This window comes from Robiginitalea sp., from assembly GCF_982776155.1.
Map to the genome: position 1 here is coordinate 343985 of NZ_CEXZKX010000004.1, position 23041 is coordinate 367025.

Genomic DNA, 23041 nt, shown 5'->3' on the forward strand with positions numbered 1-23041 from the left:
TATTATTGGTCGCGCAAAAATACGAGTTTTATCCAAAACCGAAAGGCAAATTATTCCTTATTTTTGAATAATTTCCCCTGAACCTCCCACCCGGGTACCGAGCCGAATACCATGCATTTAAACCGCTTGTCCTTATTGAATTACAAGAATTTCGAGTCCCGGGATTTCAGCTTCGACTCCAAGATCAACTGCCTGGTCGGGCCCAATGGCATCGGCAAGACCAATGTTCTGGATGCCATTTACCACCTGGCATTCGGCAAGAGCTACTTCAACCCGGTTACCACCCAGAACATCCGCCACGGGGAGGATTTTTTTGTGATCGACGGGGTATTCGACAAGGAAGGGGAAGCGGAGCACATCGTCTGCAGTTTTAAAAAAGGGGTTCGAAAAGTACTCAAGCGGAACGACAAGGCCTATGACCGGATTTCCGACCATATCGGGACTGTGCCCCTGGTCATCGTCTCCCCGGCCGACCGGGACCTGATCCTCGAGGGGAGCGAAACCCGCAGGAAGTTCCTGGACGGGGTGATTTCCCAATCGGACCGCGGCTACCTGCAGGATGTGCTGGATTACCAGAAGGTACTTTCCCAGCGAAACGCGCTGCTCAAATATTTTGCAGCCAACCACCGTTTCGACAGCGAAACCCTGGAAGTGTACAACATGCAAATGGCAGCCCTCGGTAGCAGGATCCATGGGAAACGCGCAAATTTTATGGAGGAATTCCAGCCGATATTCAGCGAGCAATACCAGGCGATTTCCGGGGGGGACGAAACCGTGGGCCTGGCCTATGAAAGCCAGTTGGCAGATGCTCCCCTGGAGGAACTGCTGAGGCGGAGCCTGGAAAAGGACCGCGTGCTCCAGTACACCACACAGGGCATCCACAAGGACGACCTCAGCATGACCATCGAAGGGCACCCGATCAAGAAGTTCGGCAGCCAGGGACAACAGAAATCCTTTCTGATCGGGCTGAAATTTGCCCAGTTCCAGTTTATGAAAGCCCGGCGCCCGGGCACCCCCATCCTGTTGCTGGACGATATCTTTGACAAGCTGGATGAAAACCGCGTGGCCCACATCATCAGCCTGGTGAACCGGGATCTTTTCGGTCAGATATTCATCAGCGACACCCATGCCGACCGCACCGAAGCGGTGGTTAAAAAAATCCACCAGAGCTATGCGTTTATCGAATTATAGAAAAATTGAGGCAACCCGCTCCGGGCCGGGGATGGCCTTCTCCGGGGAATGGTCGTTTCCAGGGAGACTCCCGGGGGGGACGGTACGCGCCCTGCTCGGGATAGGGTTACTACTTCTGGCATTTTCCTGTTCCGGCGTCTCAAAGGCAGACCTGCACCACCTGGAAGGTTATTGGGAAATCCGGGAGGTTGAATTTCCGGACGGCAACAACAAGGAGTTCCCGGCGAGTCCCATGGTGGATTACTTCTCGATGCAGGGACGCAGCGGGTACCGCAAAAAACTGCAACCCCGGATTGACGGCACCTTTGAAACCTCGGACGACGCCCTGCCCCTGGAAGTCCTGGAAAGGGAAGGGCTTTGGCTGCTGCGGTATACCGGGGAGGAAGGCGACTGGGAAGAAACCCTCGTCGATCTCGGCCCCCAAAACCTGGCGTTGCGCGATCCGGCAGGGGTGGTGTACCGGTATGTGAGATATCAACCCATAACAAACACCATTCCCGATGGCACGCAATGACGACAAACAGTCCCTGGGGGACGCCCTCCGGGATTTCCTCAAACAACGCGGCCTGCAAAAAGGCATCGACCAGGTAAACATCGCCGAGGCGTGGAACGAGGTCCTGGGGCCGGGAGTGGCCGGGTATACGCTCCGGGTACAACTGCGGGGCTCCACCCTGTATGTCTCCCTCGGTTCTTCCGTCCTCCGGGAAGAACTCAGCCTGGGAAGTTCCCGGATTATCGGTATGTTGAACGAGCGGATGGGCCGGGAGGTGGTTGAAAAACTCGTGCTCCGCTAATTTTTTCCTGCCGCCTCAGTTTCTCCTTATGCGGCAGCCATTTTTAACTGCTGCAATTCCGCTCTCCGTGGCGACTTGTTGTCCCTGCTGCCTGCGCGCGCAGCACCTGCCCCCATCCGGCATCACACTCCATAGAAGTGACAGCATGGAAAATTGAGTTGGCGGTGGGAAATATACAGGTCGCGGATGGGAAAATAGAGGTCGCGGAAGGGAAAATAGAGGTCGCGGAAGGGAAAATAGAGGTCGCGGAAGGGAAAATAGAGGTCGCGGAAGGGAAATAAAAAACCCCGGTCAGGGCCGGGGTTTTAGGCAAGGGCTATAGCCCCTCCCAATAGGGTTGTGCTGTTAGGGTTGTGCTGTCAGGAATAGATTTCCCTTCCTGAGAAGTGGAAAGCCCCTTCGATCTCCGCGTTGGCATCACTGTCCGAACCGTGGATGGCGTTCTCGGCTATATCGGAGGCAAAGAGTTTGCGGATGGTTCCCTCGGCAGCCTCGGCGGGGTTTGTGGCCCCGATCAGCGCCCGGAAGTCCTCTACGGCATTGTCCTTCTCCAGGATGGCCGAAACGATCGGTCCCCGGGTCATAAAATCCACGAGCTCGCCAAAAAATGGCCGCTCCTTATGGATGGCGTAGAACTCCTCGGCATCCCGGCGGCTCAGCTGCGTGTACTTCATGGCGACGATACGGAATCCCGCGGCGGTTATCTTTTCCAGGATCGGGCCAATATGCCCGTTTTCCACCGCATCCGGCTTAATCATCGTGAATGTTCTGTTTCCGGTCATTTTTAGAAATTTTGGGCAAAAGTACATTTTCTTGTTGCAACCACCAACATAAAAGCAACCGACCCGCCCGGTCTTCTCTTTATTTAATTATATCTTTGCACGCATGAATACCGAAGATGCCCGAACGCTGCGGCACTGGTTGTCTACCCCCCAGCGCATCCTGCTGATACCCCATAAAAACCCGGATGGCGACGCCATGGGCGCATGCCTCGGTTTGCAGCAATTTCTATTGGGATTCCAGGATGACGTGGTGGTTGCCTGCCCGAACGAATTCCCGGCATTCCTGAAATGGATGCCCGGTGCAGCGGACGTAATCCTGCATACCAAAGACCCCGAAGGCGTGGCGCGTCAAATCCGCGAAGCCGACCTGATATTCACCCTCGATTTCAACTCCCTGGACCGGACGGGTGCCATGGCGGAGGCGCTGGAAACCACCCGGGCCCGGCTGGTCATGATTGACCACCACCAGAGCCCGGGAGACTATGCACACCTGACGTATTCGGATCCAAAAATGAGCTCCACCTGCGAGATGGTGTACCGCACCATCCAGGCGCTGGAGGGTGAAGGGAAGCTGTCTGCGGACGGGGCATCCTGCCTCTATGCAGGGATCCTTACGGATACCGGGTCGTTTAAGTTTGCATCCACCACCCCGGAAACCCTCCGGGTGGCTGCCAGACTCATGGACTGCGGGGCAGACCATGTGGAGATCCACCGCCAGATCTTCGACACAAACCGTCCCGAGCGACTCCGCCTCCTGGGCATTGCCCTGAATAACCTGAAAATCCTCCCTTCCTTCCGTACGGCCTATATCACGCTGTCCCAGGAAGAGCTGGACCAATGCGATTTCCGAAAGGGGGATACCGAAGGCTTTGTCAATTACGGGCTGTCCGTAGACGGGGTTGTACTGGCGGCGATATTTATCGAGAACCGGGAGGAAGGGATCGTTAAGATATCCCTGCGCTCCCGGGGTGCATTCTCCGTCAATAAGATGGCGCGGGCCCATTTTGAAGGCGGGGGCCACATCAATGCCGCAGGGGGACGAAGCGCGGAAAGCCTGGAGGAAACCGCAGCCCGGTTTGAGTCCCTCCTGCCCGATTACAAACCCGAACTACTCGCTGTATGAAGACGCGGTTTGCCGTTATCGCCTTGCTGCTACTCGCCCTCGGTTGCGGAGAACCCGAAGTCCGTTGGCCCGTGTCCCGTCAGGGCGGCTCCTTCCTGAAGCTTTCGGCCGAGCGGAACAAACGGCTCCTGGAACAGGAGCAGGCACTCCTGGACCGGATCATCGAAGCGGACAGCCAGCATACCTACCTCACCAGCCAAAGCGGATCCCGGTACTACTACCTGCAACAGGCCCCGGGGGATGGGTACACCCCACAACCCGACGACCTGGTGACCCTTACCTACGATATCCGGACATGGGACAACGATACCATCTACCCGGAAACCGAAATCGGGTTGGTCCGGTATAAAGTGGACAAACAGGAATTGTTCCCGGGGCTGCGCAACAGCGTAAAACTTTTACAGGAAGGAGAAAGCGCCGTGTTCTTCTTTCCTTCCTCCCTGGCCTTCGGGTACCACGGGGACCAGGAACGAATCGGGCCGAACCTGCCCGTCCAGAGTACCCTAACAATTGTAAAAATCGAAAAACAATCGGATTCCGAATCATCCAATCCCTAATTCTATGAAACAGACATTCTCATTACTCCTGCTGATCGGCCTGCTGGCCACGGGCTGTAAATCCAATCAATATGCCGATCTGGGCGACGGGCTCTACGCCGAAATGCAGACCAACCAGGGGGAAATTATCCTCCGGCTGGAATACGAGCAGACTCCGGTTACCGTAGCGAACTTCGTGACCCTGGCCGAAGGGACCAGCCCGTTTGTCAGCGAGGAATTCAAGGGAAAGCCCTATTACGATGGGGTTACGTTTCACCGCGTGATGAAGGATTTTATGATCCAGGGGGGAGACCCCACGGGCACCGGCCGGGGTACGCCCGGGTACCGGTTTTCCAATGAAATCGTGGATTCCCTGGTCCACGACCGAAAAGGCATCCTCTCCATGGCCAATTCCGGGGGAACCAAAACAAACGGCAGCCAGTTTTTCATCACACATGCCCCGACGCCCTGGCTGGACGGCATCCACACGGTATTCGGGGAGGTGGTCCAGGGGATCGAAGTAGTGGATTCCATTGCAGCCGTCCCTGTAGACCCCGCCAGCAACAAACCCCTGGATTCCGTGGTGATGGAGACCGTTGAAATTGTACGCAAAGGCCGGGACGCGAAGGACTTCGACGCAGTGGAGGTGATGCGCAACTACTTTGCCCAGGAGGAGGCTGCCGAAGCGGCCCGCCGGGAAAGATTACAGGACTATGTAGCGGAATTCGCAGACCAGAAAGCCCGGGCCGAATCCCTGCCCTCCGGGCTGCAATACCTGGTCCTGAACGAAGGGGAAGGTCCCAAACCGTCCATCGGGCAACGGGTACTTGTCAATTATTCCGGCTGGCTCGAAGACGGGACGCTGATCGACAGTTCGGATGAATCGGTGGCACGGGAATTCGGGGAACTCGACCGTCTGATGCAGATGCACCGGGGCTCGCTGACCCCCTACCCGATGCCCTACAGCCCGGATACGCAACTGATCGCGGGCTTTAAGGAAGCCCTGCTGCTGATGGAAGTGGGCGACAAATGGCGGGTGTTTATCCCCTCCCACCTGGCGTATGGGGACCAGGGCAACGGCCCCGTGCCTCCTGGGGCCGACATGATTTTTGACCTGGAAATAATCGAAATCGAGGGTAGCGAATAACCGCAGAACGGACTGGGCTTTAATCCCTATCAGGGAGCGGACAGGGCGTTAGTTCCTTTCAGGAATATGCGCCAGTACGTCCGTGAGCAGCTTCCAGAATTTGGAGGTTGAAGGGATGCTGGCCCGCTCATCCGGGCTGTGGGCTCCCCGGATGGTCGGCCCAAAGCTGATCATGTCCAGGTCGGGATACTTGTCTTTGATAATTCCGCATTCCAGGCCGCCGTGCCCCGCCAGAATCCGAGGGGGTTCCCCGAAAAGATCCCGGTATCGCTTTGTCACGAGTTCCAGGATGGCTGAATCCGGAGCGGGTTCCCACCCGGGATATTCCCCGCTGGTTTCCGTCCGGAAACCCGCCAGAGTAAATACGGCCTCCAGCTGCCGCACCAGCGCCTCCTTGGCGCCTTCCCGGGAAGACCTGGCCAGGCAACCTATTTGGATTTCGCCCGATCCGGCGGCCACCCGGGCCACATTGTTGGACGTTTCCGTCTGACCGGGGAATTCCGCACTCATCGCGACCACCCCGTTGTGCAATCCCAACAGGCAGCGCAACAGGCGGCCGGCATCGTCTTCGGGCAGCAGGCCCCCGGTTACATCTGCCGGGGACATGGTAATCTCCAGCCCGGGTTCCAACTGCCGGTTTTCCTCCAACAGGGCGGTCCGTTCCCTCTCAAAAGCTTCGCGGAATGCACTTTCCCGGTCCGGGTTCAGGGAAAGGACTGCACGGGCTTCTCGGGGGATGGCGTTGCGCAGGGTCCCCCCGGTAAGGAAGTGCAGCCCGCAGGCCCCGGCATCATAGCAGGCGTACAAAAGCCGGGCCAGCAATTTGTTGGCGTTTCCAGGACCCTTGTGGATGTCCATGCCGCTGTGCCCGCCCTGCAGGCCCAGGAGTTGAATTTCATATCCCCTCCAACCTGCGGGAACCGCTGCTGCCTCATATCGGGAGGTCCCGGTGACGTCCACGCCCCCGGCACAGCCCACACTGAGCTCGTCGTCCTCCTCGGTATCCAGGTTCAGAAGGATTTTTCCCTTGAGCCATCCGGGTTGAAGGCCTTTGGCCCCGGTCATCCCGGTTTCCTCATCGATGGTGAACAGGGCTTCCAGGGGCGGGTGGGCCAGGTCGTCGGACTCCAGGACCGCCATGATGGCGGCAACCCCCAGGCCGTTGTCTGCCCCCAGGGTTGTTCCGCGTGCACGCACCCAGTCGCCATCCCGATACATCCGGATACCTTCATTATCAAAATCGAATTCCGTGGCGTCGTTCTTCTGGTGCACCATATCCAGGTGGGCCTGCAAGACCACGGGCATACGGCCTTCCATGCCCTTGCTGGCCGGTTTGCGGATCACCACGTTGCCCACGGCATCCCGCCGGGTCTCCAGCTCCAGGTTCGCCCCGAAATCGAGGATAAACCGGATCACCCGGTCTTCCTTCTTGGACGGGCGCGGGACGGCGCTCAGGGATTCAAAGTGTTTCCAAACCGTTCGGGGCTCCGCCCGAATAACCAACTCTTCCATAGGGTATCGTTTCAATCCGCCAAAAATACGGAATGCCCCACAGCCTCACGAGCGAATTGGCTATTTTTGCGGGCATGCGCAACCGGATCAAAAATATCCTGGCCCTATCCCTCCTCCTGCAATGGGTGCTGGTGCGCTGGGCAGCCAGCTCCCCCCAATGGGTGGAAAAGTGGTACAGCCGGGGGCTCTACCCCTACCTCTCCGGGTTCTTCCGCCGAATCTACGGGTGGATTCCCTTCTCCGTGGGCGACCTGGTCTACCTCGGATTACTGGCGTTCCTGCTCTGGTGGCTCTTTCGCAAGCTGAAAACTGTCCGCAGGCGTATCCCCGGATTTCTGCGGGACCTCCTTGCGGGGTTTGCCATCCTGCACGGCACTTTCTACCTGCTTTGGGGGCTGAATTATTTCCGGGAGCCCCTGGGGGCGGCCCTGGGGATGTCCGAGGAATACTCCCGGGAGGAACTCCTGCAGACAGCCGAGTGGCTTGCCGCCCGGTCGAATGCCCTGCAGGAGACGCTTGCCGGGGATACCCTCACCCCGGTACGCCTGCCCTATTCGCAAGGGGAAATACGGGAAATGACCGTGGCGGCTTACCAAAACATCTCCGGGGATTTCCCGGAATTTACCTACCGCCATCCCAGCCTGAAAAACTCCCTGATCAGCACCGCACTTACCTATATGGGATACGGGGGGTACCTGAACCCTTTTACCGGGGAGGCACAGGTCAACGGGCGCCTGCCGCTGTTTCGCTACCCGGTGGTCTGCGGGCATGAAGTGGGCCACCAACTGGGCTATTCAGCAGAAAACGAAACCAATTTTATCGGATACCTGGTCACCCAGAAGAATCCGGACCCGTACTTCCAGTATGCGGCGTCCGCCTACGGACTGGGGTACTGCCTGGCGGAAATCAACCGCGTGGACAGCCTGGAGCGCAAACGGATTACCCGCGGGCTCCATCCCGGGGTCCGCTCCAACTACGCCGAAATGCAGGAATTTTGGGGGGCGTACGAAAATCCGTTGGAGCCGGTCTTTAAAGCCGTGTTCAGCAAATACCTGGAGGCAAACCGTCAGGCCGACGGGATCGCCAGCTACAACCGCGTGGTTTCCCTGCTGGTGGCTTACCACAGGCGGGAGCTGGAGGTATTGCCGGGGCCGCCGCCATCGGCCCCGGCTCCTGAAGATTAAAGCCCGCTCTGCCTCGCACGGGCAGGCATTCCTTAACCCGGGCGGGTATTCCTTAAATAATTGTTAAAGTCCCGCGGGCATCCGGGGGGGCCGGCCGATTGTCCTATTTTTAGTCCGCTAATTCAAAACTACCGCACCACATGAAATGGAAATTAACCCTCCTGGCCTTTCTGGGGCTGGGGATGTTCGCTTTTGCCCAGGAATACTTCCCAAAAAACGACGGCGTTAAAGCGACCAATGACAACTACACGGCCCTGACCAATGCCCGGATTTATACGGCACCCGGTCAGGTAATCGAAAACGGCACCCTTTTGGTCCAAAACGGCAAGGTGGTCCAGGCCGGCACTTCCGTGCAAATTCCGGACAACAGCGTGGTAATCGACCTGAAAGGACATTCAATCTACCCCTCCTTTATAGACGTTTTTTCGGGCTTTGGGATGGAAAAGCCCAAACGGGCCCAGGGGTCCGGCCGGACCGCCCAGTACGACGCCAGCCGGGACGGCTTCTATTGGAACGACCATATCCGTCCGGAACAACAGGCCATTGCAGCCTATTCCTTTGACAAGGGCAAGGCCGCTTCCCTGCGCAAAGCCGGGTTCGGGGTGGTGAACAGCCATGTGCAGGACGGTATCGCCCGGGGTACGGGGGTACTGCTCACACTGAGCGAATCGGACGACGATGCACGCCGGGTCCTGGACGACGAATCGGGCCAGTATTTCTCCTTTGAGAAAAGCGTGACCTCCCGCCAGTCCTACCCGACGTCCCTGATGGGCGCCATGGCACTGCTGCGGCAGATGTACCACGATGCCGACTGGTATGCCCGGGGGAATACCTCGAATACAGACCGGTCTTTGGAAGCGTTAATAGCCAACAAAGGGCTTGTACAGTTCTTTGCGGCGGGCGACAAGGACAACGTCCTCAGGGCGGATGGGATCGGCGACGCCTTCGGGGTCTCCTATGTGCTGCTCGCCGGCGGACAGGAATACGAGAATATCGAACAGATCAAGGCCACCGGGGCTTCCCTGGTCGTGCCACTGGATTTCCCGGAAGCCTTTGACGTCTCCAACCCGTACGAAGCCCAACTGGTGAGCCTGGAAGATATGAAGCACTGGAACCAGGCCCCGACCAACCCGAGGGTACTCGCGGAGAACGGGGTTTCCTTTGCCTTCACCCTGCACGGGTTAAAAAACGAATCGGACATTTTCAAAAAAATCCGCAAGGCCATGGCCCACGGCCTTACCGAACAACAGGCCCTGGAAGCACTCACTACCGTGCCGGCGCGCCTGTTGGGTAAATCCGCCGAAATCGGGTCGCTGCAGCCGGGCAGGCTGGCAAATTTCCTGGTTACCTCCGGACCCGTTTTTGACGAAAATACTACCCTGTACGAAAACTGGGTGCGCGGGAAGCGCGAGGTGCTGGAGGATATGAGCCGGAAAGATATCCGGGGTACCTATTCCCTGGCCGCCGGGGGCAAAACGTATTCCCTTGAGATCTCCGGGAAGGCGGCTGCCCCGAAACTCAAAGTGATGCGGGACACGGCCCAACTCAAATCCAGCCTGAGCTACTCGGGCGACTGGGTGGACCTCAGTTTCAACGACTCGGGCGAACGCTACCGGATGACGGCCCGGGTGGCAGCAGGCTCCGACCATCTTCAGGGGAAAGGCGTTCTGCCCAACGGGAATTCCACCCGAATGACCGCCCGGATGACCCAGGCCTTTGAGCCGGAGGTAGCCGAAAAGTCCTCCGCAGAGGAGGATGCCCCGGAGGTACTTCCCCTGACCTATCCGAATGTCGGATATGGCTTCACCAGCCTCCCGACACAGGAAGATGTCCTCTTCCGGAATGCCACGGTATGGACGAGCGAGGATGCAGGCGTATTGGAAAATACGGACGTACTGATCCGCAAAGGGAAGATTGCCCGTATCGGCCAGGGCCTCAATGCCGGAAGCGCCCGCGTAATCGACGCCACCGGCAAACACCTGACAGCCGGGATCATTGACGAACACAGCCATATTGCCGGCGTGTCCATCAACGAAGCGGGCCACAATTCCTCGGCAGAAGTCCGTATGGCCGACGTTCTGGACCCGGAAGATGTGGATATCTACCGGAACCTGGCCGGAGGGGTTACCTCCATCCAACTCCTGCACGGATCGGCCAACCCCATCGGGGGCCAGTCGGCCATTTTCAAACTGAAGTGGGGCCGGCCTGCCGATGAGATGCTCTACGAGGACATGCCGAAATTTATCAAATTCGCCCTGGGTGAAAATGTCAAACAGAGCAACTGGCAGAGTTTTGACCGGTTCCCGCAAACGCGGATGGGCGTGGAGCAGGTCTTCCTGAATTACTTCCAGCGGGCCAAAGAATACCAGGCCAAAAAGGATTCCGGGGAGCCCTACCGGCACGATGAGGAAATGGAGACCCTGGCGGAAATCCTCCGGGGGGAGCGATTTATTTCCTGCCACTCCTACGTTCAGAGCGAAATCAACATGCTGATGAAGGTAGCCGAAAAAATGGGCTTCCGGGTCAATACCTTCACGCACATTCTGGAAGGATACAAGGTGGCCGACAAGATGGCCGAACACGGCGTGGGCGGTTCCACTTTCAGCGACTGGTGGGCCTATAAGTTCGAAGTAAACGACGCGATTCCCTACAACGCCGCCATCATGACCCGTGCCGGCGTAACCACCGCCATCAACAGCGACGATGCCGAGATGTCCCGCCGACTGAACCAGGAGGCCGCCAAGACGGTCAAATACGGTGGGATGAGCGAGGAGGAAGCCTGGAAGATGGTGACCATCAACCCGGCCAAACTGCTGCACCTGGACCACCGGACAGGCAGTATTGCCGAAGGCAAGGACGCCGATGTGGTCCTGTGGTCGGGACACCCGCTTTCGGTCTATTCCCGCGCGGAAAAGACCTACATCGAAGGGATCCCGTACTTTGACCTGGAACGGGACAAGCAAATCCGGCAACGCATCGACCGGGAGCGGAATACGCTCATCAACATGATGCTGCAGGAAAAGGACGGGGGTACCAAGCGGCCCCCCCGTCAAAACCGCAGGGAACGCTTCCACTGCGACAGCCTGTAATCCTCCAACTCAAAAAATGACACGTATGCAACGTATTCAATTCATAGTAAGTTTACTGCTACTGGCCACAGGGAGCCTGGTTGCCCAGCAAACCCCGGCCCCTGCCCAGAGCGAGACCATCAGTATTACCGGGGCTACCCTGCACCTGGGCGACGGCACCACCGTTGAAAATGGCACCGTCGTTTTCGAAGCGGGCGTTATCACAGCCATCGGGGCTGGAGTAACCCCCACGGGCCGGGTCATCGACGCCGCCGGGAAACACGTCTATCCCGGCATCATCGCCCCGGTGAAATCCCTGGGCCTCGTGGAAATCGACGCAGTGCGCCCCTCGGATGACGAGGATGAAATAGGGGGAATGATTCCCCATGTACGCAGCCTGATTGCCTACAACGCCGAATCCAAGGTGGTGGAGAGCATGCGGCCCAACGGGGTGCTGCTCGGCCAGGCGACGCCTCAGGGGGGGACCATCTCCGGCACCTCCTCCATTGTACAGTTCGATGCATGGAACTGGGAGGACGCCGTGGTACAGGCCGATGACGGTATTCATATGCACTGGCCGCGTTCCTTCCGCAGGGGCCGTTGGTGGCTCGGGGAACCCCGTGGCCTCCGACCGAACAAGGATTACGAAAGCGACCAGCAGGAAATCCTTGAATTTATCCGGAATGCCCACGCGTATGGCAAAGGGGGCTCCGCCCCGCTCAACCCGGCATTCGAGGCGATGCAAGGCCTTTTTGACGGTACCCAGCGCCTGTATGTCTACGCCAACGGGGAACGCGAAATCATTGACGGCGTGAGCGCCCTGAAGGAGGCCGGGGTGGCCAAAATAGTCCTGGTAGGGGGCTACCAGGCACACCAGGTAACCGAATTCCTCAAAGAGCACGACATCCCGGTCCTGGTCAACCAGCCCCACATGCTCCCGGAACTGGACGACGACGATTACGATTTGCCCTACAAACTCCCGAAGATCCTGGCCGATGCGGGGATACTGGTGGGCCTGCAAAATGAAGACATGGCCAATTTCCAAACCCGGAACCTGCCCTTTTACGCAGGACATGTGGCCGGATTTGGCCTGGACCGGGAAAAGGCCCTCCAGCTCATTACCGGGAATACCGCCAAAATCCTCGGGATCGACGACCGGTACGGGACCCTGGCAGAGGGCAAGAGTGCTACCCTGTTTATTTCCGAAGGGGATGCCCTGGACATGCGGACCAACCAGCTGACCCACGCCTTTATCGACGGGCGGGAAATCTCCCTGGAAACCCACCAGACGGAACTCTGGAAGCGGTATGCCGGGAAGTACGGGCAGCGGTAAGCTGGGCGGCCACCGTTACGGGACAACCTGAGGGACCCCGTCTCCGGCAGGAGCCCCGGCGACCCTCCGATGTCAGACGCCGAATTAACCCTATATTTGAAACGGAACACCCCAGGGTCGTTCCGTTTTTTTGTTCAGCTATGGACGCAATAAAACATATCAGCAGTATCCAGAACCCGGAAATCCGGCAACTGCAACACTGGAGCCAGAAGTCCAGGGACCGCCGTAAATCCGGGGTATTCGTCCTGGAAGGATACCGGGAACTCGGGCTGGCGCTGCAGGGCGGATACCGCATCCGGATGCTGTACTACTGCCCGGAAATCCTGGGCGATGAGCGGCGGCAGGCCCTGAGCGACCGGGCCGGCTGTTCGTGGGTGAGCCTGTCTCCGGAGGTATACAGCCACCTGGCCTACCGGGGCAAGACGGAAGGGGTAATCGGCCTGGTGGAAGCCCGGGAGCACCGTTTGCAGGACCTGGAACTCGAAGGGAAAAACCCGCTGATCCTGGTTGCCCAGGCCCCGGAAAAACCGGGTAACCTGGGGGCCCTGTTGCGGACGGCAGACGCTGCGTCCCTCGATGCCGTTATTGTGGCCGACCTGAAGGGGGACCTCTATAACCCGAATGTCATCCGGTCGAGCGTCGGTTGCCTGTTTACCGTCCCGGTGGCCCAGGCCTCCACAGAGGAAGCCCTGGCTTACCTGAAGGCCCGGGATATTGCCGTATACGCCGCCAGCCTCGGCGGTTCGGTGCGGTACGACCAGGCAGACTACCTGGGGGCGTCCGCTATCGCCGTAGGAACGGAAGCCACCGGCCTGACGGAGGCATGGACCCGGCAGGCGGAGGCCTGTGTGGAAATCCCGATGGCCGGGGCCATCGATTCCATGAATGTATCCGTGGCAGCCGCCGTTTTGCTGTTTGAGGCACGCCGGCAACGCGGATTTGAAAATATTACCAATCCCTGATTTCATTGCCAACCCCTGAATCTATGACCTCAGAAGCGCTGTATTACCTGATCATCGGCATACTCATCCTGGATTACCTGGCAGATACGCTCCTGGAGTATCTGAATGCCCGGCGGTTCGGGAACCCACCCCCGGAAGAAGTGGCCGACCTGTACAACCGGGAGGCCTATGAGAAAACCCAGTCTTACAACCGGGCGAATTACCGCTTCGGGTTCGCCGCTTCGACAGCTTCGCTCCTGGCTACCCTGGGATTCCTGGTATTTGGCGGTTTTGGCTGGCTGGATACCCTGGCGATATCCATAAGCCAGGACCCTATCGGACAGGCGCTCGTGTTTTTCGGGTTGCTGTTCCTGGGAGGGGAACTCATCGGGCTGCCTTTTTCCTGGTACCGGACCTTTGTCATCGAGGAGCGGTTTGGTTTCAACAAGCAAACGGTTGCCCTTTTCTGGGCGGACAAGCTCAAAGGCTGGGCGCTCGCGATGATACTGGGGGGCGGTTTGCTCGCCCTGGTCATGGTATTCTACCGGTGGGCCGGGCCGGGTTTCTGGATCTATGCCTGGCTGCTTATCGGGGTGTTCACGGTCCTGACAAACCTGTTGTACAGCCGGGTGTTCGTCCCGCTCTTCAACCGGCAGGAACCCCTGGAGGACGGGCCGCTGAAAGACCGGATTCACGAATATGCACGCCGGGTTGGGTTTGAACTGAAAAAGATCTTCGTCATCGACGGGTCGCGCCGCTCCACCAAGGCCAATGCCTATTTTTCGGGGTTCGGGACCCAAAAGCGGGTGACCCTGTACGATACGCTGATCGGGGACCTCGACGAAGAAGAGGTGGTGGCAGTCCTCGCACATGAGGTGGGGCACTACAAACGCAACCATATCCTGTTCAATCTGGCGGCCTCCCTCGCCCTGACGGGCCTTACCCTGTATATCCTGTCCCTCTTTATCAACCACCCGGGTCTGTCCCTGGCCATCGGGGTGGACCGGCCCAGTTTCCACGCCGCCTTGCTGAGTTTTGCTTTGCTGTACAGTCCGATATCTGAAATTACCGGCCTGGCGATGAATTTTATTTCCAGAAAATTCGAATTCCAGGCAGATGCCTTTGCCCGGGAAACCTACGCGGCAGAACCCCTGGTTACTTCCCTGAAAAAGCTCTCCGAAAACCACCTCAGCAACCTCACCCCCCACCCGGCCTATGTTTTTGTGCGCTATTCCCACCCACCCCTGGCCGAGCGGATCCGAAAGCTGCAGCAGGAGGATCGGAAGGAGTAACCGGACGCGACGAGCGGGACAGTATCGGGCGGGACGGTAAGGCGGGATGCGATGGGCTGGACGGTAAAGCGGAATGCGACGGGCCGGACAGTAAGGCGGGATTCGCCTGCAAGACCTGATCCTCGTGCGGGTGCGCCCTTCTTGTGCGGGTACGCCCTGTGAGATCCCTCTGCAAAGTCCGAACCAAGTATCCCGCGAACACCTTACCTTTGCGCAGGATTCCACGGCGAACGGCCCTAATAGATCCTCCCATATATGAAAACGAACATCGAGAACATCGAATTGCAATACCTGACCCTGAAGGACTATCAGGAGCTCAAAGAGGCGATGATCGAGGCCTACCCGAGCATGCAGGAAGATTACTGGCAAAAGGCCGACATCCGATCGCTCATCCGCAAATTCCCGGAAGGCCAGGTGGTGATCAAGATCAACAACTCCCTGGCGGGCTGCGCCCTGTCCATCATCGTCGACAGCGGCGTCCTCGACGGGGCCCACACTTACGAGGACATCACCGGCAACGATTCGTTCAACACGCATACGCCGGAAGGGGACGTGCTCTACGGCATCGATATCTTTATCAAACCCGAATTCCGGGGGCTGCGTCTGGGGCGACGCCTGTACGACTACCGGAAGGAACTCACGGAAAAGCTGAACCTCAAGGGAATTGCCTTCGGGGGCCGGATGCCCAACTACCACCTCCACAGCGGGGAACTTACCCCCAAGCAATACATCGACAAGGTCCGGAGGCGGGAACTCGACGACCCGGTGCTGAATTTCCAGATTGCCAACGACTTCCACCCGTCAAAAATCATGAAGGGGTACCTGAAAGGCGACAACGACAGCAACGGGTTTGCCGTGCTGATGGAGTGGGACAATATCTACTACGAAAAGCCCACCCGGAAGGCGGCGAGCAGGAAGAAAGTGGTCCGCCTCGGGCTGGTGCAGTGGCAGATGCGGCACTACAAGGATCTGGACGGGGTGATGCAGCAAGCCGAATACTTCCTGGATTCCGTATCGGAGTACCGGTCGGACTTTGCGCTTTTCCCGGAATTCTTCAACGCGCCACTAATGGCGGCCTACAACCACCTGCCGGAATCCGAGGCCATCCGGATGCTGGCCCAGCACACCCCGGAAGTGGTCCGTCGGTTTTCGGAGCTCGCCATCTCCTACAACATCAACGTGATTACCGGGAGCATGCCGGAAATCCGGGACGGGCTGCTCTTCAACGCCGGTTACCTGTGCCGTCGGGACGGTACCACAGAGCGCTACGACAAGCTGCACATGACCCCGGACGAAGCCCGTTTGTGGGGGATGCAGGGAGGCGATACGCTCCGGTCTTTTGACACGGACTGCGGAAAGGTGGGGGTATTGATCTGCTATGATGTGGAATTTCCCGAACTCAGCCGCCTGTTGGCGGACGAGGGCCTGGATATCCTGTTCGTCCCTTTCCTGACCGATACCCAGAACGGGTATTCCCGGGTGCGGAATTGCGCCCAGGCCCGTGCCATCGAGAACGAATGCTACGTGGCCATTGCCGGCAGCGTGGGGAACCTGCCCAAGGTCCACAACATGGACATCCAGTATGCCCAGTCTGCCGTGCTCACCCCGTGCGACTTTGCCTTTCCCTCAGACGGGGTTAAGGCCGAGGCGACACCGAATACGGAGATGATCCTCATTGCCGACCTGGACATGGACCTGCTGCTCGAACTCAACCAATTGGGAAGCGTCCGCAACCTGAAGGACCGGCGCCTGGACCTTTTTGAACTGAAAAGGAAACGGTCGCGCCGCCGGGAATCGGGCGAATAACTGCCCAATCAGGCAGATTCACATTCCGGGAACTTTTCCGTACCTTTTTGCTTCATTCTTGCAGGTATGGCAAAACTTACTTTCAATATCAATCGGGAACGACTGGAAACGGATGTCCCTGAGGGTTCAACCCTGCTCTGGGTCCTGAGGGAACACCTGGGGCTCACCGGCACCAAATACGGTTGCGGGATTGCCCAATGCGGGGCCTGTACGGTACATGTCGACAACCAACCGATGCGTGCCTGTATCCTCCGGGCCACGGATGTAGCCAGGGGACAGCAAATCACGACCATCGAAGGCCTGTCAGTCAGCGGCGACCATCCCCTCCAGCAGGCCTGGATCCGTGCACAGGTACCCCAGTGCGGTTACTGCCAGTCCGGTCAGATCATGCAGGCAGCTGCCCTGCTGGAGCAGAACCCGAATCCGACCCGCGATGAAATACGGAGCCATATGAACCCGATCCTTTGCCGGTGCGGTACCTACCTCCGCATTGAGGCAGCCATCGGGCTCGCTTCCGGGATGCGCAAACCCCTGGATCAAGAACCATGAAACAATATTCATCCATACAGGGCGCCCATGAGGGCCGTCGCAATTTCCTGAAAGTATCCGGTGGGTTTACGCTGTATATCGGCGTGTCCGGCATCCTCCCCGGGTTGATTTCCTGCGAAGACCGGAAGACCATTGAGAGGACCCTGGAAGAAAACCCGCTGACCGCCTGGGTCCGGCTCTCTCCCGAGGGTGACCTGACAATCCTGAACCCGGCGGCCGAAATGGGCCAGGGTTCCATGACGTCGCTTCCCCTGATATTTGCCGAGGAAATGGATGCCGACTGGAGCCGCGTGCGGGTGGCATTCTCCCCCCAGGAAACCGAAATTTACGGGTCCCCGGGCTGGGCCCCGGACACCAAGCTCATGTTTACCGTAGGCAGCCGCACCACCAACAGCTATTTTGACGTGATGCGACGAGCTGGCGCCGAAGCCCGGTATATCCTGATGTACACAGCAGCGTTGCATTGGGAGGTGCCTCTGGAGGAGTTAACCACGGAACCCGGTTACGTTTTGCACCCTGCATCGAACCGGCAGATGGCCTATGGCGAGGTGGTTGACAAACTGGAAATACCGGAATCCATTCCGGCAAACCTGGAACTCAAATCACCTGAATTCTACCGGTTAATCGGCCGGGACCTGCAGCGGAAGGAAATCCCTGAGAAAGTGGATGGCAGCGCCGTATTCGCAATCGATGTGCGCCTGCCTGACATGGTCTACGGGGTACTGGAACGCGGAAACCTGCATGGTGCGGCCCCAACACTGAAAAACGAAACGGACATAGCTGCCATGGACGGGGTCCTTAAAATTGTACATCTGGACTATGCCGTTGGCCTGGTTGCCACTACCCTGGAGACTGCCCTGGAAGCCAAAAAACGCCTGCAGATCGATTGGGGGGATGCCCAGGCAAGCGGTTTTGATTCCTCAGCTGCCTTCGGGGATTACGAGCAAATCGTCTCAGCCCCGGAAACCGGTGAGGTTATCGTGGAAACGGGGGACGTCAGCCAGGCATGGGAATCGGCCAACCGTCAGCTACAGGCCGATTTCAGGAACGACTTTATCTATCATGCGCAGCTGGAGCCACTCAATGCGGTGGTCCGTGTGGGGGCTGATGGCCAGGAGGCTGAAGCCTGGGTCGGCAGCCAGCAAGGACCGGACGCCAAACTGGGCCTCCCGGAATTGCTGGGGATCGCGCCTGAAAAAGTCCGGATCAACCTTCAGTACCTCGGCGGGGGTTTTGGTCGTCGCAGTATGAACGATTTTATCACAGAATGCGCCCTGCTGGCGAAGGAAGTCGCGCCGTCCCCCGTCAAGCTTATCTGGACGCGGGAAGACGACGTGCGGTACGGTGCCTTCCGCCCGATGAGCTTGCAGCGCCTTCGCATCTGTGCAGATCCCCGCGGGAGCATCACGGGGTTGTCCCATTGCGTGGTCGGCGACGGCGGTAACCTGGTTGCCAGCGGGATTCACAACGACCACTACAACATCCCGAACCAATTTGCCGAATGGCGGGAAACGCGGCATGGGGTGCGTATCAAACACTGGCGGTCCGTAGGCCATGGGCCGAACAAGTTCGCCATCGAAAGCACCCTGGATTTGATGGCTCGCGAACTGGGGCGGGACCCGCTGGAACTGAGGCGGGAATTGATGGCCGAATCCCCGCGTGCGCTGGCCACACTTGAAAAAGCAGCCGAAATGGCGGATTGGGAAGCCCCTTCACCAGAGGGACGGGCAAAGGGAGTGGCATTTGTAGAGCACGGTTCTCTCGGGACGGGTATATGTGAGATCTCCCTTAACCGGGATTCCGGGAAGATTACCGTCCATCGGTTCTGGTGCGCCGTGGATCCCGGTATTGCCATCCATCCGGACAACATTGTGGCCCAGATGGAGGGCGGGATCCTGATGGGCATGAGCAGTGTGCTCCACGAGCGAATTTCCATCCGGGACGGCCGCGTGGAACAGTCGAATTTCAACGATTACCAGCTATTGCGCATGGAGGATGCCCCGGAGCACATCGATACGGTCATCATCCCGGCACATGCGCATCCGGAAGGCGTAGGTGAAACCGGCACACCCCTGGTGGCGGGCGCCATTGCGAATGCATTTTTGAAGCTCACCGGGAAATCCCTGCGGCACTTACCGTTCACCCCGGAACGCGTGCTGCAGGTACTCAACAACAATAATGCTTAACTGGGTGAAACCACTTCGTAATATGTTATCATTAAAGCATTTATGCGTCCTGCTTCTGGTCCTGGCAATCGGCCTGGCCGGAAACGCCCAGCAGTGGGCTGCATCTTCCGCAACGGATACGCTGGTCATCAACCGGGCTGCCTATGCCGACCGCCTCGAGGGCTTCTGGCTCGGGGCCTGCATCGCCAATTGGACGGGGTTGGTCACCGAAATGGACAAAATCGGGAACATCGGGGAGATCCGAACCGGGGATTTTTATACGCGGGCGGATTGGGGCCAACCGGACCATCCCAGTATATTTAACCCCGACAGCCCGAGTGACCTTTCCCCAACCATCGACTTTGTATTCCGGGGTCCGGACAGTATTTGGGGGGCGGACGACGACACGGACATCGAGTATATGTACCAGTACCTGTTGGCGGAGAGCCCAACCCCGTTGCTCACCCCGGAACAAATCCGCAAAGGCTGGCTCCGTCATATTCGCACCGGGGAAGAGAATTACCTGTGGGTTTCCAACCAAAAGGCGCTGGACCTCATGCAGGAAGGCGTATTGCCGCCGCAAACAAGCGCCCCGAATCTCAACGAGCACTGGGAAATGATCGATGCGCAGTTAACAACCGAAATTTTCGGGTTGTTTGCCCCGGGACGCCCGGATGTGGCACTGCGACTGGCGCATTTACCTATCCGGACCACGGCCAGATCCCAGGCCGCACACATCGCTGAATTCTATGTGGTGATGCATGCACTTGCACCCCTGGCGGATACGAGTAGGCCGAAGGGGGAGGTGGTCTTCGGGATGGCGGAAGCCGCCAGGAGTCATTTGACGGATTCCGGCTATGCCGGGAAAATGTATGATTTTGTGAAGTCCAAATTTGACTCGGGCATTCCCTGGGAACAGACCCGGGATTCCATTTACCAGCGGTATCAGGTTGACGAACTGGATGGCTACCATATCACCTCCCAAAACCTGTACTGCAACGGATGCTTTGCGGCCGGAATCAACTTTGCGGCAAGCCTGGTCAGTCTGTTTTATGGAAAGGGAGATTTTAAAGAAACTATTAAAATCGGAACGCTTTGTGGGTGGGACTCCGACAACCCGACAGCTACCTGGGGGGGGTTGCTGGGCTTCCTGTCCGGAAAAAAGCAAATCGAAGCCCTCTTTGGCCGCAAATTTTCAGATCGTTTCAATATCCACCGCACCCGGCAAAATTTTCCCAGGGATGGCATCGACACATTCCCAAACATGGCGCAAACAGGTCTGGGTATCATCGACAGGGTGGTCCCGGAGTTGATGCAGGGTCACCAGGACGCTGGCGGCAACAACTGGCACATCCCATTGGGTGAATTTCCGGGGATGCCAAAACGAAAAACCGATTGACAATCAGAAAAAAGAACCATAGCGAAGCTATATTCCCGAGGATAGAAAAACTGCCGGAAACCCGCCTGGCAGGTCTCAATTGTAAAATGTCCCTGGTCGAAAACCGGACGCGGGAACTCTGGCAATCCTTTATGCCCCAATTGGGGCAGGTACCCAACCGGATGTCCGCCGAACTTTACGCCGTTGACATCTATCCCGACCTGGCATATTTCCGGGCTTTCGACCCGAACAGGAGGTTTATAAAATGGGCAGCGGTCCCTGTACAATCCTGGGAGGACATGCCCGGGAAATTCGACAAGCTGGTCTTGCCGGAAGGATTGTACGCCGTATTCAGATATAGGGGAACCCCCGCGGACGTGGCCCCATTCTACCGAAGGATCCTGGAGGAAAGGCTGATTTCGTCCACCTACCAGCTGGACAACCGGCCCCACCTGGCTGTGATGGGGGCGGCCTATAAAGGCAACCACCCGGAATCCGAGGAGGATCTCTGGATCCCCGTCCGCCCACATGGCGAGCAGGGTACGATTTCTTGAGGAATGAAATCCCGGTTTCTCATGTTGCCGGCTCCTATATTTCCATCTGCAGCAGATAGGAACTCAGCGTTTTGCCATGCTTATCCAGGGTAGTTGCGGAAGTGACGCCCCCGCTGAGGGCATCATAGAGCACAAAATTCAGGGCGCCGAGCTGGGGCAATTCATAGCGCAGCACGCGGGTGACGCCCCGGGAGGCGAAATGGGCAGCCACCCGGTCGGCTGTCAGTCGCTCCCGGAGCAGGTCATAATTTTCCAGGCGATAGGCTACCACGGAAATATTGGAAATATTTCCTTTATCGCCTGTCCGTGAATGTGCCAGTTCATGTAGTTTCATCATTTCAGATTTCGCGATAGGTTGCCTGGGTGCGGACTGCTGATTTCGGCAGGAGCACCGATGCCACCGACACGAGTTCTTCCACCCGTTTACTCGCGCCCCCTCCGGCAGCCGGTCCGTTGGTATACAATGCCTCAACCTCATTGGCAATCAATTGGGCTAACTGCCGGTCCGGGGTCCTTCCCGCCACCCGCAGCCGGATTTCCCGGGGTGCAGCCCCCTGTGCCGAATCGCCCGCAGGGCCCAGGGAATCCAACCCGATCAGATCGACCCGCAAATCTTCTATCTCCCCCGAATAGGGCCTGAGCCAGCGCCTTACCAGGTCCCCGGCCTGCCGGGCCCGCTCAAGGCAATTGGCTCCGCCGTAACTCATCTGCCCCTCGCCGAGGTATCCGTTGCGGTAGCCTACACTGACCTTGTAGGTATCCGTGGGAGGCATCCCTCCGGCATCGGAAAAAGCAACCCGGTCCTTCCCTGTCGCTTTGAGGCGGACCCTGGAAAAATCGGCGATACAGTCCGGGGTAAGGTAGGCGGAGGGGTCGTGGATTTCATAGAGCATCTGTTCTGTAACCGTTGCCGTACTCACCCGACCGCCGCTGCCGTCGAGCTTTCCGATAAAGCCATTGCCATCAGGGGTTACCTCGGCAAATGGGAAGCCCAGGTCCCAGAGGTTCGGGACGTCCTTTTTACCGGGATCGGCAAAATACCCGCCGCTTATCTGACCGGCACATTCCAGCAGGTGCCCGACCAGGGTCCCCCGGCCCAGCAAACCGTAATCCCGGGTATCCCAGCCGAATGCGTGCACCATGGGTGCCAGGAAAAGGGCCGGGTCGGCCACGCGCCCGGTAAGTATGACCTGCGCCCCGTTCCGAAGGGCTTCCAGGATCGGGCCAATGCCCAGGTAAGCGTTGGCCGATACGATCCGGTCCGACAGGCTTCCCAACGGCTCGCCGGTCTCCAGGATTTCCAGTTCGGGCTGCCTGCGGATCTGATCCAGGACATCGTCCCCGGTTACGGCAGCCAGCCGCATGCCCCGGAGCCTATGTTGTCGGGCGATTGATGCCGCCACGTCCAGGGCCCCGGCCGGGTTGGCAGCCCCCATATTGCTTACCACCCCGATGCGATTTTGGTGGGCCAGGGGCAGCACATGCTCCATCCGGTAGGCAAGCATCGGGTTATAGCCTGCCGTTGGGTTCCGGTCCTTTTCCCGCTGCGCCAGGGCAATGGTACGCTCGGCAAGGCATTCGAAGCCTATGTAATCCAGGTTGCCGTGCCGCATAAGCTCCAGGGCAGGTCCGAGCCGGTCTCCCGCATAGCCTGCACCGCTGCCGATTCGTAGTTTGTCAGCCATA

The 23041-nt window shown here is 58.3% G+C and carries 20 protein-coding genes; 16 read left to right on the forward strand and 4 right to left on the reverse strand.

What is annotated here, in order from left to right; all coding sequences use genetic code 11:
• Nucleotides 1-111: 111 nt before the first annotated feature.
• Genes recF through AC3DKS_RS09235 form a run of 3 tightly spaced genes read left to right on the forward strand, consistent with a single transcriptional unit; the run spans nucleotide 112 to nucleotide 1985 of the window.
• The gene (gene recF, locus AC3DKS_RS09225) at nucleotides 112-1191 is read left to right on the forward strand and encodes a DNA replication/repair protein RecF (protein WP_272607722.1); all 1080 of its coding nucleotides are present in this window, start codon (nucleotides 112-114) and stop codon (nucleotides 1189-1191) included.
• The gene (locus AC3DKS_RS09230) at nucleotides 1172-1705 is read left to right on the forward strand and encodes a hypothetical protein (RefSeq protein WP_272607721.1); all 534 of its coding nucleotides are present in this window, start codon (nucleotides 1172-1174) and stop codon (nucleotides 1703-1705) included. Before recF ends, AC3DKS_RS09230 begins: the two co-directional genes overlap by 20 nt.
• Nucleotides 1692-1985 carry a DciA family protein gene (locus tag AC3DKS_RS09235; RefSeq protein WP_015755535.1) on the forward strand — a complete coding sequence of 98 codons (294 nt, stop codon included), beginning with the start codon at nucleotides 1692-1694 and terminating at the stop codon, nucleotides 1983-1985. The genes AC3DKS_RS09230 and AC3DKS_RS09235 overlap by 14 nt, the downstream gene beginning before the upstream one ends.
• Before the next feature lie 359 nt (nucleotides 1986-2344).
• Here the strand turns inward: AC3DKS_RS09235 and AC3DKS_RS09240 are convergent, their stop codons facing one another.
• A complete protein-coding gene (locus tag AC3DKS_RS09240) occupies nucleotides 2345-2767 on the reverse strand; it encodes a nucleoside-diphosphate kinase (RefSeq protein WP_041327298.1) in 423 nt (140 codons plus the stop codon).
• A gap of 103 nt (nucleotides 2768-2870) precedes the next feature.
• On the opposite strand from AC3DKS_RS09240, the gene AC3DKS_RS09245 reads away from it, so the two are divergent.
• Genes AC3DKS_RS09245 through AC3DKS_RS09255 form a run of 3 tightly spaced genes read left to right on the forward strand, consistent with a single transcriptional unit; the run spans nucleotide 2871 to nucleotide 5573 of the window.
• Entirely contained in the window at nucleotides 2871-3890 is a 1020-nt protein-coding gene (locus AC3DKS_RS09245) for a DHH family phosphoesterase (protein ID WP_015755538.1), read from the forward strand.
• Complete coding sequence (gene gldI, locus AC3DKS_RS09250) at nucleotides 3887-4447, forward strand: gliding motility-associated peptidyl-prolyl isomerase GldI (RefSeq protein WP_272607720.1); 561 nt, start codon at nucleotides 3887-3889, stop codon at nucleotides 4445-4447. The genes AC3DKS_RS09245 and gldI overlap by 4 nt, the downstream gene beginning before the upstream one ends.
• 4 nt (nucleotides 4448-4451) lie before the next feature.
• On the forward strand, nucleotides 4452-5573 hold the full coding sequence (locus AC3DKS_RS09255) for a peptidylprolyl isomerase (RefSeq protein ID WP_272607719.1): 1122 nt from the start codon (nucleotides 4452-4454) through the stop codon (nucleotides 5571-5573).
• Nucleotides 5574-5621: 48 nt separating this feature from the next.
• On the opposite strand, the gene AC3DKS_RS09260 is transcribed toward AC3DKS_RS09255, so the two are convergent.
• Nucleotides 5622-7085, reverse strand: coding sequence for an aminoacyl-histidine dipeptidase (locus AC3DKS_RS09260; RefSeq protein WP_272607718.1), 1464 nt, complete (start codon nucleotides 7083-7085; stop codon nucleotides 5622-5624).
• Between the two features lie 32 nt (nucleotides 7086-7117).
• Between AC3DKS_RS09260 and AC3DKS_RS09265 the strand changes: the two genes are divergently transcribed.
• The 10 genes from AC3DKS_RS09265 (at nucleotide 7118) to AC3DKS_RS09310 (ending at nucleotide 21355) form a co-directional block, all read left to right on the forward strand.
• Entirely contained in the window at nucleotides 7118-8269 is a 1152-nt protein-coding gene (locus tag AC3DKS_RS09265) for a DUF3810 domain-containing protein (protein WP_272607717.1), read from the forward strand.
• 140 nt (nucleotides 8270-8409) lie between these two features.
• Nucleotides 8410-11358, forward strand: coding sequence for an amidohydrolase family protein (locus AC3DKS_RS09270; RefSeq protein WP_272607716.1), 2949 nt, complete (start codon nucleotides 8410-8412; stop codon nucleotides 11356-11358).
• Between the two features lie 25 nt (nucleotides 11359-11383).
• A complete protein-coding gene (locus AC3DKS_RS09275; protein ID WP_272607715.1) occupies nucleotides 11384-12670 on the forward strand; it encodes an amidohydrolase family protein in 1287 nt (428 codons plus the stop codon).
• A gap of 140 nt (nucleotides 12671-12810) precedes the next feature.
• Nucleotides 12811-13632: a TrmH family RNA methyltransferase gene (locus tag AC3DKS_RS09280; protein ID WP_272607714.1), complete on the forward strand. Its 822-nt coding sequence runs from the start codon at nucleotides 12811-12813 to the stop codon at nucleotides 13630-13632.
• Nucleotides 13633-13655: 23 nt separating this feature from the next.
• Nucleotides 13656-14903 carry a M48 family metallopeptidase gene (locus AC3DKS_RS09285; RefSeq protein WP_272607713.1) on the forward strand — a complete coding sequence of 416 codons (1248 nt, stop codon included), beginning with the start codon at nucleotides 13656-13658 and terminating at the stop codon, nucleotides 14901-14903.
• A gap of 255 nt (nucleotides 14904-15158) precedes the next feature.
• Nucleotides 15159-16709, forward strand: a complete 1551-nt coding sequence (locus tag AC3DKS_RS09290) for a bifunctional GNAT family N-acetyltransferase/carbon-nitrogen hydrolase family protein (RefSeq protein ID WP_272607712.1) — start codon at nucleotides 15159-15161, stop codon at nucleotides 16707-16709.
• A 66-nt stretch (nucleotides 16710-16775) separates the two neighbouring features.
• Nucleotides 16776-17258 carry a (2Fe-2S)-binding protein gene (locus AC3DKS_RS09295; protein ID WP_272607711.1) on the forward strand — a complete coding sequence of 161 codons (483 nt, stop codon included), beginning with the start codon at nucleotides 16776-16778 and terminating at the stop codon, nucleotides 17256-17258.
• A complete protein-coding gene (locus AC3DKS_RS09300; protein ID WP_272607710.1) occupies nucleotides 17255-19444 on the forward strand; it encodes a xanthine dehydrogenase family protein molybdopterin-binding subunit in 2190 nt (729 codons plus the stop codon). The genes AC3DKS_RS09295 and AC3DKS_RS09300 overlap by 4 nt, the downstream gene beginning before the upstream one ends.
• Nucleotides 19445-19466: 22 nt before the next feature.
• Complete coding sequence (locus AC3DKS_RS09305; RefSeq protein WP_420593379.1) at nucleotides 19467-20822, forward strand: ADP-ribosylglycohydrolase family protein; 1356 nt, start codon at nucleotides 19467-19469, stop codon at nucleotides 20820-20822.
• Nucleotides 20819-21355, forward strand: a complete 537-nt coding sequence (locus AC3DKS_RS09310) for a GyrI-like domain-containing protein (protein ID WP_272607708.1) — start codon at nucleotides 20819-20821, stop codon at nucleotides 21353-21355. The genes AC3DKS_RS09305 and AC3DKS_RS09310 overlap by 4 nt, the downstream gene beginning before the upstream one ends.
• A 34-nt stretch (nucleotides 21356-21389) precedes the next feature.
• On the opposite strand, the gene AC3DKS_RS09315 is transcribed toward AC3DKS_RS09310, so the two are convergent.
• Both AC3DKS_RS09315 and AC3DKS_RS09320 read right to left on the reverse strand, forming a co-directional pair.
• A complete protein-coding gene (locus AC3DKS_RS09315; protein WP_272607707.1) occupies nucleotides 21390-21689 on the reverse strand; it encodes an AtuA-related protein in 300 nt (99 codons plus the stop codon).
• Nucleotides 21690-21693: 4 nt separating this feature from the next.
• Complete coding sequence (locus tag AC3DKS_RS09320) at nucleotides 21694-23040, reverse strand: acyclic terpene utilization AtuA family protein (protein WP_272607706.1); 1347 nt, start codon at nucleotides 23038-23040, stop codon at nucleotides 21694-21696.
• Between the last annotated feature and the right edge of the window lies 1 nt (nucleotide 23041).

Coding starts and splice junctions, on each gene's coding strand:
- recF (WP_272607722.1), top strand. CDS start 112: ATGCATTTAAACCGCTTGTCCTTATTGAATTACAAGAATTTCGAGTCC.
- AC3DKS_RS09230 (WP_272607721.1), top strand. CDS start 1,172: ATGCGTTTATCGAATTATAGAAAAATTGAGGCAACCCGCTCCGGGCCG.
- AC3DKS_RS09235 (WP_015755535.1), top strand. CDS start 1,692: ATGGCACGCAATGACGACAAACAGTCCCTGGGGGACGCCCTCCGGGAT.
- AC3DKS_RS09240 (WP_041327298.1), bottom strand. CDS start 2,767: ATGACCGGAAACAGAACATTCACGATGATTAAGCCGGATGCGGTGGAA.
- AC3DKS_RS09245 (WP_015755538.1), top strand. CDS start 2,871: ATGAATACCGAAGATGCCCGAACGCTGCGGCACTGGTTGTCTACCCCC.
- gldI (WP_272607720.1), top strand. CDS start 3,887: ATGAAGACGCGGTTTGCCGTTATCGCCTTGCTGCTACTCGCCCTCGGT.
- AC3DKS_RS09255 (WP_272607719.1), top strand. CDS start 4,452: ATGAAACAGACATTCTCATTACTCCTGCTGATCGGCCTGCTGGCCACG.
- AC3DKS_RS09260 (WP_272607718.1), bottom strand. CDS start 7,085: ATGGAAGAGTTGGTTATTCGGGCGGAGCCCCGAACGGTTTGGAAACAC.
- AC3DKS_RS09265 (WP_272607717.1), top strand. CDS start 7,118: ATGCCCCACAGCCTCACGAGCGAATTGGCTATTTTTGCGGGCATGCGC.
- AC3DKS_RS09270 (WP_272607716.1), top strand. CDS start 8,410: ATGAAATGGAAATTAACCCTCCTGGCCTTTCTGGGGCTGGGGATGTTC.
- AC3DKS_RS09275 (WP_272607715.1), top strand. CDS start 11,384: ATGCAACGTATTCAATTCATAGTAAGTTTACTGCTACTGGCCACAGGG.
- AC3DKS_RS09280 (WP_272607714.1), top strand. CDS start 12,811: ATGGACGCAATAAAACATATCAGCAGTATCCAGAACCCGGAAATCCGG.
- AC3DKS_RS09285 (WP_272607713.1), top strand. CDS start 13,656: ATGACCTCAGAAGCGCTGTATTACCTGATCATCGGCATACTCATCCTG.
- AC3DKS_RS09290 (WP_272607712.1), top strand. CDS start 15,159: ATGAAAACGAACATCGAGAACATCGAATTGCAATACCTGACCCTGAAG.
- AC3DKS_RS09295 (WP_272607711.1), top strand. CDS start 16,776: ATGGCAAAACTTACTTTCAATATCAATCGGGAACGACTGGAAACGGAT.
- AC3DKS_RS09300 (WP_272607710.1), top strand. CDS start 17,255: ATGAAACAATATTCATCCATACAGGGCGCCCATGAGGGCCGTCGCAAT.
- AC3DKS_RS09305 (WP_420593379.1), top strand. CDS start 19,467: ATGTTATCATTAAAGCATTTATGCGTCCTGCTTCTGGTCCTGGCAATC.
- AC3DKS_RS09315 (WP_272607707.1), bottom strand. CDS start 21,689: ATGAAACTACATGAACTGGCACATTCACGGACAGGCGATAAAGGAAAT.
- AC3DKS_RS09320 (WP_272607706.1), bottom strand. CDS start 23,040: ATGGCTGACAAACTACGAATCGGCAGCGGTGCAGGCTATGCGGGAGAC.